This window comes from Streptomyces sp. NPDC002911 (assembly GCF_053591835.1).
The window spans coordinates 195,586-208,377 of record NZ_JBSFUO010000012.1 but is presented as its reverse complement, the minus strand read 5'-3'; the positions used below and the strand labels follow the sequence as shown (position 1 = coordinate 208,377).

Sequence of the window (12,792 nt, the reverse complement as noted above, 5' to 3'; positions counted from 1 at the left end):
AGGAAGATCTTGGTCGATCCCCTGGATAGCAGAGGCCCGTCTCGTGAGCACTCGCGCTTGACAACGTCAACTGAGCCTTAACTTCGTGGCATTGGATGAGCATCAGGGTCGGCAGTGACTGGCTGACGGAGCCGAGGAACTCCTGCCGGGGGAGCCCGACTCCGGCGAGGAGATGGTTGGCTATGCCGTTGGTGGGGTCGAGAATCAGCAGCCAGAGGATGCCGATCGCCACCGGTGTGGTGAGCAACGGGATGATCAGTACGGTTCGTACCCACCGCATGCCCCGGAACGGCTTGCGCATGAGCATCGCCAGAGCGAGACCGAGCACCGTCTCCAGGACCACCGCCCCGACCGTGAAGATCACCGTGCGCTGCGCGGCGGGCCAGAACCGGCGGGTGTCTCCGAGGGCGTCGGTGAAGTTCTGCAGGCCGACGTTCTCCTTGCCCGCGTTCACCGCGCCGAAGGCGTCGGTCAGGCTGAGGTTGATGGTGTAGACCAGCGGGAAGACGATCATCAGGCCGACGAAGAGCAGGGCCGGGGTGAGCATCGTCCACTTCAGCCGGCGGTTGGCCTGTTCGAAGGTGCGGGGCCGGCGCGCGGCGGACCGTCCGGTGTCCGGCGCGGCGGCCGGGCGGGCCGGGGAGACCTCGGTGGTGGGCATCAGGACTCCTTGTGGCGGTTGTCGCGAACGAGGAAATCGGCGAACTCCGCATCGGCGTCACGAGCCACCGGCCGTACGTCGTTGCCCAGGATGCCCGCGACCAGAGGCCGTCCGACGATGTCTCTGGCCCGGCCGACCTGAAGGACGCGGGGCCTGTCGTAGCCCAGGCCCCGCTCCGCGTTGAGCCTCATGGCCTCGGCGAGATCCGGCGGGAAGGAGGCCAGGGATTCGGGGTCGGACCACACCGAGGTACGGGCGCCGGGGATCCCGTCCTTCTGCAGGGCGGCGGTCATCTCGGTGCCGGCAGCCCACCTGATGAACTCCCAGGCGTCGTCGCGCAGGAGGGAGAACTTGCTGATGCCGAGACTCCACGACGGGATGTTGTGCGGTCGGGCGCCGGCCGGTCCGGCCGGGAAGGGGGCGAAGCCGACGGTCTCGCGCACGGTCGACACCTGCGGGTCGAGGAAGTTGCTGTAGATCGCGTCGGCGTCGATGTAGAAAGCGGCCTTTCCCTGCGCGAAGATCGGCATGGCCTGTTCAAGGCTCATGTTGGTGGCGCCGGGCGGGCCGGTCCTCGCCAGGAGCCTGCCGTAGTACTCGTACGCGGCGAGAGCCTCGGGTGTGCCGATGCCGGACTTGCCCCGCACGACGAAGTCACCGCCGTGCGAGTACAGGAAGCTGGACCACTGGGATACGGCGCCGCTGCGCTGGCCTCGGCCGACGTAACCGTAGAAGCCCTTCTTCGTGTCGGCGAGTTCCTGGGCGGCCGACATCAGCTCCGCCAGGGTGCGCGGTGGTCCGCCGAGGTCCTCCACGAGGTCCTTGCGGTAGTACAGCGCCGGGCGTTCGGTCACCACGGGGACACTCAGCACCTTGCCCGCCGTCAAGGAGGCCTCGCGTGGGGCCTCCTGGAAGTCCGACCAGCCGAACTCGTCGTCCTGGGAGACGCGGTCGCTCAGGTCGGTCAGCCAGCCGTTGTGCCCGAAAAGGAGTTGCTCCTGCAGCGCACGGACCATCATGACGTCCACGTCGGTGCCTGAGGCGTTGAGCTTCACGTTGTAGCTGCTCGCCAGTTGGTCCGCGGTGAGCAGGGTCATGGAGACCCGCCGGCCGATGCGCTCCTCGAACTCCTTCGTCCGGCGCCGGATCGCCTGGGACCAGACGTGATTGATCGCCATGATCCGCAACGGGGCGTCGGCGGAAGGCCGCGCGCCCCTGGTCGTACACGCTCCGAGCGCCCCCATCCCGGCGGCGCCCGCGACTCCTGCCGCCAGCCTGCCGAAGGAGCGCCGGCTGAGGAGCTGACTGCTCGTGGACATCGTCGTCCTCGTCTCTCTGCGCTGTCGTGCGTCTTGCTCACCTACGGGCGAGTTGCTCCGTGGAGGCACCGGTTCCTCTGGCCCAACTGGTAGGACCAGTTGGGCCAGGGAGACGTTAGCAGGAGAGTTGCGTACCGAACAGCCTTTTCACGGGCCGGATTCATCGCAGCGCGCAGGCTTCGCCGGGCCGGAGGGCCGGCGAGGCGATGTGCCCGGAAAGGGCGGTCCCGGGTGTTACTCGCCCGTCCAGCCGGTGGTGTACCGGTCCCCGGTCTCGTCCAGCAGCGCTTCGATATGGTTGCGCGCCATGATGTCGACCTGGACGTCGAGATCCTTCCCGTAGGTGCGCAGACCGAGCATCAAGTGCTCCCGCATCCGTTCACAGGCCAGGTCCGCGTCACGCGCCTCGATCGCCTCGAAGATCTCGGGGTGGTGCGGCACGCCGGGCTCGCCGATCGAGGGGTCGGAGTTGGAGCGGAGCATCATCTCGAACATCATCCCGCTGATCGACGACAGCATGATCCTCAGGACCGGATTCTTGCTCGCCTCGGCGACGGCGTCATGAAAAGCCATGTCGGCCCGGGCCTTGACGACGACGTCGCTCGCCGCCTCAAGGGTGTCCCGTGCGGATCGCATCGCCTCGATGTCCTCGTCGGTGGCGTGCTCGGTCGCCAGGCGTACAGTTTCGACCTCGAGCGGCAGCCGCGCCTCGATCAGCTGCCGAACGGTGGGCCGACCGGCCCGGTACAACGCGTCGTACCCCCTGGCCTGCCCGGAGGTCTGCTCACGCACGAAGGAACCGCGGCCGGGAGCGACCTCGATCAGATGCTGGGCCTCGAGTCGCCGCAGAACCTCACGCACGACGTTCCTGCTGGCGCCGAACTGAGCCGCGAGCTCGCGCTCCGAGGGAAGCTTCGTCCCGACGGGGATGTCACCGGACCGGATGTCGTGCTCGAGTTCCCGTGCGATCCGTTCCGTCAGGAGCCCACGATGGGCGGGGGCCGCGGTCTGGCCGGACCGCGCGGAAGAGGAAGAGGCGGACGGCTGCATCCGAGCAGCGTACAGGCTGGTCCAGGGCGGTACGGCGGCTCCGGAGCCGAACGCGACGATCACCTCGGCGTACGGGAGAACGCGGGCCCGTTCTCCGTCAGTGATCCCGGCCACGCCGACTCCTGCGACGCCGTCGGGCCGGTCCTGGCCTGTCGGGCGCGCGACGTCATCTCGGCGAGCTCCGATACCCAGGGTGTCGACCGACCCGGAGTCTCGTGATCTGGGAGTGATCGCGGGGTCGGCCGGTTCCCATTCCTTCAGAGCGTCAGCGGGAAGACGCGCTCGCCGCGTTCGCGTAGAGGCCGGCGGCGAGGGCGATCGCGGTGTGTGTGGCGGGGTGGGGGTCGTGGGTGCGCCAGATGAGCTGGACGGGGACGGGGTCCCCGTCGCGGAGGGGCCGGTAGGTGATGCCGTCGCGCCGGTATTGGGCGGCGGTGGCCTGAGGGGTGAGGCCGACACAGCGGCCGGTGGCGATGGCGGCCAGCCAGTCGTCGATGTCGTGGGTGTATTCGACGACGGGCTGGCCCTGTTCGGGCCACAGGGAGAGGGTGGTGGTGCCGGTGCGGCGGTCGATGGCCAGGGTGCGGGCGGGAAGCTCGTCCAGGCGGATACTGCGGCGGCGGGCCCAGGGATCGTCGGAGGCCAGGGCGACATAGCGGGCTTCGTGGCCGATGAGGGCGTGGGACCAGGGTGCGAGGTCGAGCGGCGCGCGGATGACGGCGAGGTCGCACAGCCCTTCGGCGAGACCGCCGGTGGGCGTGTTGTGACGGATGAGGCGCAACTCGGTCTCGGGGTGCTGTTCGTGCCAGCGGCGTTGGAATTCGGTGGTGTGGCACCCGAAGGCGGACCAGGCATGGCCGATGAGCAGGCGGGTGTGACCGGTGGTGGCCTCGCGCACGAGTTCGTCGGCGCCGGCGAGCAGGACGCGGGCGCGTGCCAGGGCCTGTACCCCCGCGGTGGTGGGAGCGACGCTGCGGCTGGTGCGGTGCAGCAGCCGCACCCCGAGGAGGCTCTCGAAAGCACCGAGAGTGCGGGAGACGGCTGCCTGGGAGATACCGAGCCGAAGGGCGGCGTCGGTGAAACTGCCCGTGTCCACGATGGCGACCAAGCAGCGAAGATGTTTCAGCTCCAGAGCCCTCGTGCCATCCCGCATCTCATTCATGCGCCCAGCGTATAGGTGGTGGCGTGGATGCATTTTGCGTATGCACGAGGAGCTCCCATCGTGGTGGGCATGCAGCTCGACTCCGCACCCACTCCTGCCGCGGCACCCCAGGATGCTCTGTCCGCCGGCCCCGCTGCCACGGGGCACCGGCGGGGGATGGCGCTGATGCTGGGCAGTGGCTTGTCCAACCAGACCGGTGCCTCTCTCGCTTCGCTGGCGTTCCCGGTGATCGGCCCGATCGGCGTGGTGGCGGTCCGTCAGTGGGTGGCCGCCGTCGTGCTCGGGGCAGTGGGACGGCCGCGGCTGCGGGACTTCACCGCGGCGCAGTGGCGCCCGGTGCTGGCGCTCGCGCTGGTCTTCGCCGCGATGAACGTGTCCCTGTACGCGGCGATGGACCGGATCGGACTCGGCCTTGCCGTCACCCTGGAGTTCCTCGGTCCCCTGACCGTGGCCCTGGCCGGTTCCCGCCGCTGCATCGACCTCGCCGCCGCCGTGGCGGCTGCGTGCGCGGTCGTGGTCCTCACCCGCCCGACCCCGTCCACCGATTACGCGGGCATCGGGCTGGCTCTGCTGGCCGCGGTCTGCTGGGCCTGCTACATCCTGCTCAACCGGACCGTGGGAGCCCGGCTGCCCGGCCTCGAGGGTGCCGCCGCGGCGGCAGCCGTCTCCGGTGCCCTCTACCTGCCCATCGGTGCGTGGACGCTCTGGCACCACCCGCCGACCCCCGCAGCGCTGGGCTGCGCCCTGGCAGCCGGGGTGCTCTCCTCCGCGGTGCCGTTCCTGGCCGACCTGCTGGCTCTGCGCCGCGTCCCCGCGCACTTCTTCGGCGTGTTCATGAGCGTCAACCCGGTCTTCGCGGCCCTGGTCGGTCTCGCCGTCCTCGGGCAGCGCCTCGACGCCCTCGCCTGGCTCGCCATCGCCGTGATCGTCGGCGCGAACACCGCCGCTGTCTCCACCGCCCCCGGGCAGCGCCGCGTGAGTTGACGCAGCCGCAGGCGGAGCTGTCAATGGGCCGCGAAGGCCAAGAACTTACTTTGAACTCGCAGATGACAAAGTATGGACTTCCTCGGCAGAAGTCCCCTAGCGTGGCGGCGCAACCCAGGCCTGTTGCTCTTACGCGGATCCGTACAGCCCGACCGGAGTGCCACCCGTTCTGGAGGACCGATGCATCCACGGCTGTTCCCACGTGCCCGAAGACACCTCTCTGCCCTGCTCGTCGGAGGTTTCCTCGCGGGAGGCGTCTGGGCCGCTCCTCCGGCCGCCGCCGCCCCCGACGACATCCCACCCCAGGAACAGGGCGTCACCCTGCGCGTCTTCGACACCCAGGTGCCACTCAGCAAGCTGTGCACGCTGAAGCCGGGTCAGACTCCTAACCACGACAAGCTGATGCCGACCGTGGACTGGTCCACGGTCGGCGACTTCGGCGGTTTCGCCGACAACTTCGTGGCCGAGGCCTCCGGTTACCTGGTCGTGCCCGCCGACGGGACGTACACCTTCCGCCTCAACAGCGACGACGGTTCGCGGCTCACCATCGACGACCGGGAGGTCATCGACCACGACGGGCTGCACGGCGCCGAGCCGAAGGACGGAGCCGTCCAACTCGAAGCAGGCACGCACCCGTTCAGCGTCGACTACTTCGAGCGCGGCGGCGAGCAGCAGCTGACGCTCTCGTGGAGGCCGCCGGGCGCCGACGACTTCAGCGTCGTGCCGAGCGAGGCACTGAGCACCGACGCCGGGGTCGTCCGGGTCACCGCACCGGGCCGCAAGGAGTGCGAATCCGGAGCGGACAGCCCCGGTGACGGCCTGCCGCTCGCCGATGTACGTCCCGACCTCGATCTCACCGATCTGCGTCCGGACGGATTCGAACCACAGGTCACCGGGATGGACTGGCTGCCCGACGGACGTCTGGCACTCTCCACCTGGGGCGGCACGGACAACGTGACCGGCGAGGTGTACCTCCTCGACCACGTCACAGGTGACACCAGCCGCGACAAGGTGACGGTGAAGAAGGTCGCCGAGGGCCTGCGTGAGCCGATGGGCATCAAGTATGTCGACGGATCGCTGTACGTCTCGCAGAAACATGAGCTGACGCAACTCGTCGACTCCGACAAGGACTTCGTCACCGACGAGTACCGCACGGTCGCCACCTGGCCGTATAGCGGGAACTTCCACGAGTTCGCCTTCGGACTTCTCTACCGTGACGGCCATTTCTACGTGAACCTGTCCGTCGCCATCAACTACGGCGGTGCTACGACCACCCCGCAGCCGGCACCGGGCCGCGGCACGACGTACAAGATCAGCAAGAAGACGGGCAAGATCCATCCGGTGGCGGGCGGTCTGCGGACCCCGAACGGGATCGGCTGGGGCCCCGGCGGCGACATCTTCACCACCGACAACCAGGGCGGCTGGCTGCCCGCGTCGAAGCTCGTCCAGATCAAGCAGGACCGCTTCTTCAACCACTACACCGAGCCGTCGGGCCCGTTCGACAACCGGCCCGTCACTCAGCCGGTGGTCTGGCTGCCCCAGAACGAGATCGGCAACTCTCCCAGCACGCCGCTGCAGCTGAAAGAAGGCCGGTTCGCAGGCCAGATGCTGATCGGCGACGTCACCTACGGCGGCCTCCAGCGTGCCTACCTGGAAAAGGTGAAGGGCCAGTACCAGGGTGCCGTCTTCCGATACACGCAGGGACTCGAAGCAGGCGTCAACCGCATCACCATGGGGCCCGACGGTGCGATATACGCGGGCGGTCTCGGTGCCGACGGCAACTGGGGCCAGGAAGGAAAGCTGAAGTTCGGCCTGCAGAAACTCACCCCGAACGGCGGCAACACCTTCGACATCAAGGAGATGCGTGCCGTCCCCGGCGGCTTCGACCTGGAGTACACGCAACCGGTGTCGGAGGCCACCGCGGCGGAGCTGACGTCCCGTTACCAGGCGGAGCAGTGGCGCTACACCCCGACGTCCGACTACGGCGGTCCGAAGATCGGCGAAGAGCAGCTCGCCGTGGCCTCGGCGACCCTCTCCGACGACAGCCGTACCGTACAGCTGCGACTCGACGGGCTCAAGCCGGGCCGGGTCGTACACCTTCGCTCACCCCGCCCCTTCGCATCCGCGTCCGGCGAGACGCTGTGGAGCACGGAGGCCTGGTACACGCTCAACGCTCTGCCGGGCAAGCAGCCCCCGCCCGCCACGCTGTACGAGGCGGAGGAGGCGCGGCTCACCGGCACGGCCGGCGTCCACACCGACCACACCGGCTACTCGGGCAGCGGTTTCGTCGACCGCTACAACACTGAGGGCAAGGCCGCCACGACCTTCGACGTGACAGTCCCCAAGGTCGGCGACTACGACGTGAACCTGCGTTACGCCAACGGCCCCGACCCCTTCCGGGGCACCAAGAACCTCTCCCTCTACGTCAACGGGAAGAAGCTGAGACAGACCGCTCTCGCCTCGACCGGCACCTGGGACGACTGGTCGACGCAGACCGAACGGATCCGGCTGCACGCCGGGCCGAACACCATCTCGTACCGCTTCGATACGGGCGACACCGGGCATGTCAATCTCGACCTGATCACCGTGCTGCCGAAGGGTGCCCCCGTCGCCCTCTTCGACGGGACCACCGCCTCCCAGGAGCAGTGGCAGCACACGGACGGACGGCGCCTCGAATGGCCGCTGGCGGCCGAACAGTCGATGGAGGTGTGCTGCGGTGACATCCGCACCAAGGACGCCTACCAGGACTTCAAGCTGCAACTGGAATTCCGGGTTCCGCAGTTGCCGGACGATGTGACCGGCCAGAACCGAGGCAACAGCGGCATCTACATCCAGGACCGCTACGAGCTCCAGATCCTCGATTCGTTCGGCGACACCACCCTCGCCACGAATGAGGCCGGGGCGATCTACGAGAAGAAGGCGCCGGACGTCAACGCGGCCACGGCCCCGGAGACGTGGCAGAAGTACGACATCACCTTCCGCGCGGCGCGCTTCGACGACAGCGGCCGCAAGACCGCCGACGCGCGGGTGACGGTGGTGTGGAACGGTCAGAAGGTCCACGACGACGTCGCGATCGACGGGCCGACCGGCGCGGGCAAACCGGAGGGCCCCTCGGCCGGAGCGATCCGTCTCCAGGACCACGGAAACACGGTGCGGTTCCGTAACATCCGGATCGAACCGCTGAGCTGAGGCCCGGGCTCCCCCGACGACGTGGTGCACCTGCGATCCGCAGGTGCACCACGTCGCTCCGCCTGGGACGGGCGTCAATCGGGCACGGTTTCCGATGCGCGCCAAGCCGTCGCCAGCCCCTCCAGCCACGCCGGGGGCAGTTCGGCATGCTCCCATTCCACCCGGAGCGCGACAGGCGCGGCGGTGAGGCGTTCGAGTACGGCGACGCTCGTGGGGGAGTGGAGCAGGGAGTAGCGGCCGTGGACGGCGATGCGGCTGCGCGCACCGTACTGCCCGTACAGCTCGGCCAGCCGCTGCCGATGGGACGCGGCGAACCGCTCCAGCTGTCCGGCGTACCCGACCCGTCCCACGACGCTCATCGTGCCGAGCGCGGCTGTGAGGACCTCGTCCGACACCTCGGGGTCGAGGTCCGAGGAGTCACTGAACGCGAGGTAGAGCGGCATCACGGCGACCTTCGTACGCTCCAGGTCCACCCTCCCGACGGGCTGGCGGCCCCGTGGGGTATCCCCCGCCGAGCCGGGCGCAGCCTGGCCGATGGCACGCGCACGTGCTCGCTCGGCGACACGGTCGAGCGCGTCGCCGACGGCGCGGGCGCCGTCGTGCCAGCCGGTGCCGTACGGCTCCCCACTCCCGGCGGGCTCGCCCGCCGCCTTCCCCGCCTCGCTGTGCGCGTCAGCGATCGCGCCGGCCTCCACGATCGCGATCAGCTCCTCGGCTTCGCCGCGGAGCATTCCCGCGCGGCCCAGAAGTTCGAAGAGGGTCTCCTTCGCGTTCAGGACGCTGGCGGGGTCCAGCGGGTGCCGGCCAGTTTCGGCGCTGTTGATCGTGTCCTCCTCGTCGGCCTTGGTCTCTGAAGCCTTCCACCGGCAGCTGCCGCCGCCCGGTTTCCCAAGTCTCCACGATGAGACCGGTCATCGCGGTATGTCCCCGCAGCTGAGGTGGCCCTGTCCGCGTTCGATCCCGCCCTCGGACTGCCGATTCCCGACGGCGGCGGGCGTCGCGCCCCCTCAAGGAGGTGGAGAGTGCCTGGGCCGCTCTCGGCGGTACGCGGTGCTCGCGGTCGGTGTCGGAGTGGGATTCGGCCTCGTTGACCATGCGGGTGAAGAACGGGTACCGGCCGCTTTCCATGAGGTGCTGGAGGTAGGGCAGTATCCGGTCCCGTCACTGTCCTCCTCCCCGGCGCCGGGCTCGTTCTCTTCGGAACGCGTCCCCGGCCCCGTGAAGGTGCCCACGGGACCGTGGACGCGGCCCGCACACGCCGTTCGATCACGGATCGCGCGAACAGCCCCCTCCCCAGCCGGCCGGTCTCAGTCCGCCGCCGGGGTGAGAGAGGAAGCGGTGTCCGCGCTGCGCCCGCGGCCGTTGCGCAGGGCCAGTGGTACCAGGGAGATCGCCACGGCGCCGAGGACGGCCGTCACGGCGAACGTCGTGAAACCGAGGCCCGCGTTGCCGCCCACGAGGACCGCGCCGCCGAGGGCAGGTCCGACCACCGCGCCCGTACGGCCGATGCCGGTGACCCAGCCCAGGCCGGTGGCGCGTTCGCGGGGTGCGTAGACGCGGGACGTGGCGGCGTACACCATCACCTGGGCGCTGAACAGCCAGATGCCGGTGATGAAGACGACCACATACGCGGCGCCGAGCGGTAGCTGCGCCCGCAGCAGGAAGGTGCCGACCGCGGTCAGCACGAACCACAGCGCGGAGACCTTCACCGGGCCGAACTTGTCCGCCGTACGGCCCGCTATCAGCATGCCGACGATGCCGCCCGCGTTGATCACCATCAGGAAGGTGACCGAGGAGGAAAGGGAGTAGCCCGTGGCACGCATCAGCTCGGGCAGCCACGTGGAAACGCCGTAGACGAGGAGAAGGCCCGCGAAGGACGCGATCCACAGCAGTGGGGTGGCCCAGCGGGTGCCGGGTGCGAAGAGGGCGTTGATCGCGGCCGTACGGCCCTTCGCCCCGGCCTGGGGGGCCTGCTGCACACTCGGGCGCTCCAGCCGGTAGCGGCCGGCGACGGCGTACGCCTGCTCGGTCCGCCCGCGGGCGAAGAGAACCCCGGGAGACTCAGGAAGCCACTTCCACACCAACGGCACCGCGATCAGGGCGGGCAGCACGCCCGCCCAGAACACCCAGCGCCAGCCGTGCTCGGGGGCCACGACGAGACCGATGCCCGTGGCCGCCATGCCGCCGGCGTGGTACGAGGTCATCATCAGGCCGGTGGCGAGGGCGGCCCGGCGCGGGGGTGCGAACTCGGCGACGATCGCGAGGCCGATCGGCATCAGCCCGCCGAGGCCGAGGCCGGAGAGGAAGCGGCCTGCGCCGAACAGGGTGGCGTCTGGGGCGATGGCGCACAGCGCGGATCCCACCGAGAACAGCACAACGCTGCCCATGACCAGGGGCTTCCGGCCCAGCCAGTCGGTGAGTGTGCCCGCGGCCAGTGCGCCGATCAGCATGCCGAAGGTGGTCCAGCTGCCGATGGTGCCGGCCAGTGCGGGCGTGAAGCCGAGGCTTTCGTCGGCCAGGAGGTGCGGCATGGTCGCGCCGTAGATGTTGACGTCCATGCCGTCGAAGAACACGGCGAGCCAGCACAGGGCGATGACCGGAGCGACCACCCGAAAGGAGCGGTCGGGTGGGAACGTGGTCGAGGCAGCCACGGGGCACTCGCTTTCTGCCACGGCGTTGTGGCGGGTGGGCCCTCCCGTGCGAGGGAACAGCACCACGGCCGGAAGGGAGTGTTCGCCAGGTGAAAATAATTCCACTCTCGGGCCGTGTGAGTTTCCCCTTGGCCTCTGCCCGTGTCAATGGCCGGCGTAGCCCCGCTCCTTGACGCCCGGCTCCGGCAGGGTGCGCGGCCCGTCGGGCGTTGCCCACGGGCTCGCTTTCGGCCGGAGCTGTCGCTCCCGTGCCGTCACGGCAACGGCAACCCCGCGTAGTTCATCGCGAGTTCGGCCGCCGCGTGGGGTGACGCGGCGATGCGGTCGAGCTGGGCGATCTGCAGGCGGGTGTCGAACGGGCTCTGGGCCGGATCGGTATGCAGTGTCGTGGTCATGAAGTGCGAGAAGTGTTCGGCGCGCCATACGCGGCGTAGGCACGTGCCGGAATAGGCGTCCAGCTGATCGGTCGCACCGGTCCTGTGCTGCCGGATCAGCGCCCGGCTCAGCACCACGACGTCGGACACGGCCAGATTGAGTCCCTTGGCGCCGGTGGGCGGCACGATGTGCGCGGCGTCGCCGGCCAGGAAGACGCGGCCGTACTGCATCGGCTCGGTGACCGAACTCCGCATCGGAAGAACACTTCTGGAGGTGATCGGGCCGCGTTCCAGCTTCCAGCCGTCGAGCGCGAACCTGGCGTCCAGCTCGTCCCAGATCCGCTCGTCCGACCAGTCTGCCGGGTCCGTGCCGTTGGGTACCTGTAGGTACATCCGGCTGACCTCGGGTGACCGCATGCTGTGCAGGGCGAAGCCCCGAGCGGAGTGGGCGTAGATCAACTCGTCGCAGGACGGTGCCACATCGGCCAGGATGCCGAACCATGAGAAGGGGTACACCCGCTCATAGGTGCGCCGGATCCCCTCGGGCACGGCTGCCCGGGTCACCCCGTGGAAGCCGTCGCAGCCGATCACGTAGTCGCACGTCAGGGTCTTGTCCTGGCCGTCGTGCGTGTAGCGGATCGTCGGACGGCCGGTGTCCGGGCCCTCGACGGAGCGGACCTCGGCCCCGAAGCGGAGGGCCGCGCCGTCGGCGAGCTGCAGGGCGATGAGGTCCTTGACGACCTCGGTCTGCGCGTACACCCATACGCGGCGGCCGTCGGTCAGCGACGGGAAGTCGATCCGGTGCGCCCGGCCTTCCCAGCGCAGCTCCACGCCGTCGTGGACCAGTCCTTCGGTGTCCAGCCGTCCCGCCGCATCGACCTCGCGCAGGGCGTCGACTGTGGACTGCTCGAGGATGCCTGCCCGCTGGCGCTGTTCGACGTAGGTGCGGTCGCGGCTCTCCAGGACGACACAGTCGACGCCCGCCCGGTGGAGCAGTCGTGACAACAGCAGCCCCGCCGGGCCGCCCCCGATGATTCCCACGGTCGTGTGCACCGCTCGTTCTCCTCTGCTTCGAGGGCGTTCGCATTTCTGGGGCGACCCTGCACCGAGGCATTGTTCGCATAGTGAAAGTTTCTTCACCGAGTAGGAGTCTGCCGCCCGGGTCGCAGTCGTGTCAATGGTTCTGTCCGGATACCGACGCCCTTCGCCGTCTCACGGAGGTTCCGCATGGCGAGACGGTCAAGCATCCGGAGTAAATCCGTCCGTATATTCGTTCGCATGTCTGCATCGGCCCTGTCGCTGTGCCTCGCACTGTTCACCCAGTCGGCGTGGTGTGTCGACGACGGACTCTGTCGCGGCTGAACCCGCGCGACGGCGCATGCTGCGCCGTCGGCACCGCCGC

The 12,792-nt window shown here is 69.2% G+C and carries 9 protein-coding genes; 2 read left to right on the top strand and 7 right to left on the bottom strand.

Annotated features, from left to right (window positions below; genetic code table 11):
- From ACWD04_RS20655 to ACWD04_RS20640, 4 genes are all read right to left on the bottom strand, one after another.
- On the bottom strand, positions 1-661 hold a 661-nt coding region (locus ACWD04_RS20655), incomplete at its 3' end, for a carbohydrate ABC transporter permease (RefSeq protein ID WP_451133890.1).
- On the bottom strand, positions 661-1,980 hold the full coding sequence (locus ACWD04_RS20650; protein WP_451133888.1) for an ABC transporter substrate-binding protein: 1,320 nt from the start codon (positions 1,978-1,980) through the stop codon (positions 661-663). The genes ACWD04_RS20650 and ACWD04_RS20655, both read right to left, overlap by 1 nt.
- Before the next feature lie 234 nt (positions 1,981-2,214).
- Positions 2,215-3,030 carry a FadR/GntR family transcriptional regulator gene (locus ACWD04_RS20645; RefSeq protein WP_451133903.1) on the bottom strand — a complete coding sequence of 272 codons (816 nt, stop codon included), beginning with the start codon at positions 3,028-3,030 and terminating at the stop codon, positions 2,215-2,217.
- A gap of 265 nt (positions 3,031-3,295) precedes the next feature.
- Positions 3,296-4,192 (bottom strand): LysR family transcriptional regulator, encoded by an 897-nt coding sequence (locus ACWD04_RS20640; RefSeq protein WP_451133886.1) that lies wholly within the window; start codon positions 4,190-4,192, stop codon positions 3,296-3,298.
- A gap of 156 nt (positions 4,193-4,348) precedes the next feature.
- On the opposite strand from ACWD04_RS20640, the gene ACWD04_RS20635 reads away from it, so the two are divergent.
- Both ACWD04_RS20635 and ACWD04_RS20630 read left to right on the top strand, forming a co-directional pair.
- On the top strand, positions 4,349-5,176 hold the full coding sequence (locus ACWD04_RS20635) for an EamA family transporter (RefSeq protein ID WP_451133901.1): 828 nt from the start codon (positions 4,349-4,351) through the stop codon (positions 5,174-5,176).
- A gap of 180 nt (positions 5,177-5,356) precedes the next feature.
- The gene (locus ACWD04_RS20630) at positions 5,357-8,365 is read left to right on the top strand and encodes a family 16 glycoside hydrolase (protein WP_451133884.1); all 3,009 of its coding nucleotides are present in this window, start codon (positions 5,357-5,359) and stop codon (positions 8,363-8,365) included.
- Positions 8,366-8,439: 74 nt separating this feature from the next.
- Here ACWD04_RS20630 and ACWD04_RS20625 read toward each other — a convergent pair whose 3' ends face one another.
- The 3 genes from ACWD04_RS20625 to ACWD04_RS20615 all read right to left on the bottom strand — a co-directional run bounded on the left by ACWD04_RS20625 (position 8,440) and on the right by ACWD04_RS20615 (position 12,443).
- Complete coding sequence (locus ACWD04_RS20625) at positions 8,440-9,096, bottom strand: hypothetical protein (RefSeq protein ID WP_451133882.1); 657 nt, start codon at positions 9,094-9,096, stop codon at positions 8,440-8,442.
- A gap of 576 nt (positions 9,097-9,672) precedes the next feature.
- Positions 9,673-11,016 (bottom strand): MFS transporter, encoded by a 1,344-nt coding sequence (locus ACWD04_RS20620; RefSeq protein ID WP_451133880.1) that lies wholly within the window; start codon positions 11,014-11,016, stop codon positions 9,673-9,675.
- A 254-nt stretch (positions 11,017-11,270) separates the two neighbouring features.
- Positions 11,271-12,443: a 4-hydroxybenzoate 3-monooxygenase gene (locus ACWD04_RS20615; protein WP_451133878.1), complete on the bottom strand. Its 1,173-nt coding sequence runs from the start codon at positions 12,441-12,443 to the stop codon at positions 11,271-11,273.
- Between the last annotated feature and the right edge of the window lie 349 nt (positions 12,444-12,792).

Excerpts from the sequence above, each read along its gene's own strand:
- ACWD04_RS20650 (WP_451133888.1), bottom strand. The coding sequence starts at position 1,980 with ATGTCCACGAGCAGTCAGCTCCTCAGCCGGCGCTCCTTCGGCAGGCTG.
- ACWD04_RS20645 (WP_451133903.1), bottom strand. The coding sequence starts at position 3,030 with ATGCAGCCGTCCGCCTCTTCCTCTTCCGCGCGGTCCGGCCAGACCGCG.
- ACWD04_RS20640 (WP_451133886.1), bottom strand. The coding sequence starts at position 4,192 with ATGAATGAGATGCGGGATGGCACGAGGGCTCTGGAGCTGAAACATCTT.
- ACWD04_RS20635 (WP_451133901.1), top strand. The coding sequence starts at position 4,349 with ATGGCGCTGATGCTGGGCAGTGGCTTGTCCAACCAGACCGGTGCCTCT.
- ACWD04_RS20630 (WP_451133884.1), top strand. The coding sequence starts at position 5,357 with ATGCATCCACGGCTGTTCCCACGTGCCCGAAGACACCTCTCTGCCCTG.
- ACWD04_RS20625 (WP_451133882.1), bottom strand. The coding sequence starts at position 9,096 with ATGCTCCGCGGCGAAGCCGAGGAGCTGATCGCGATCGTGGAGGCCGGC.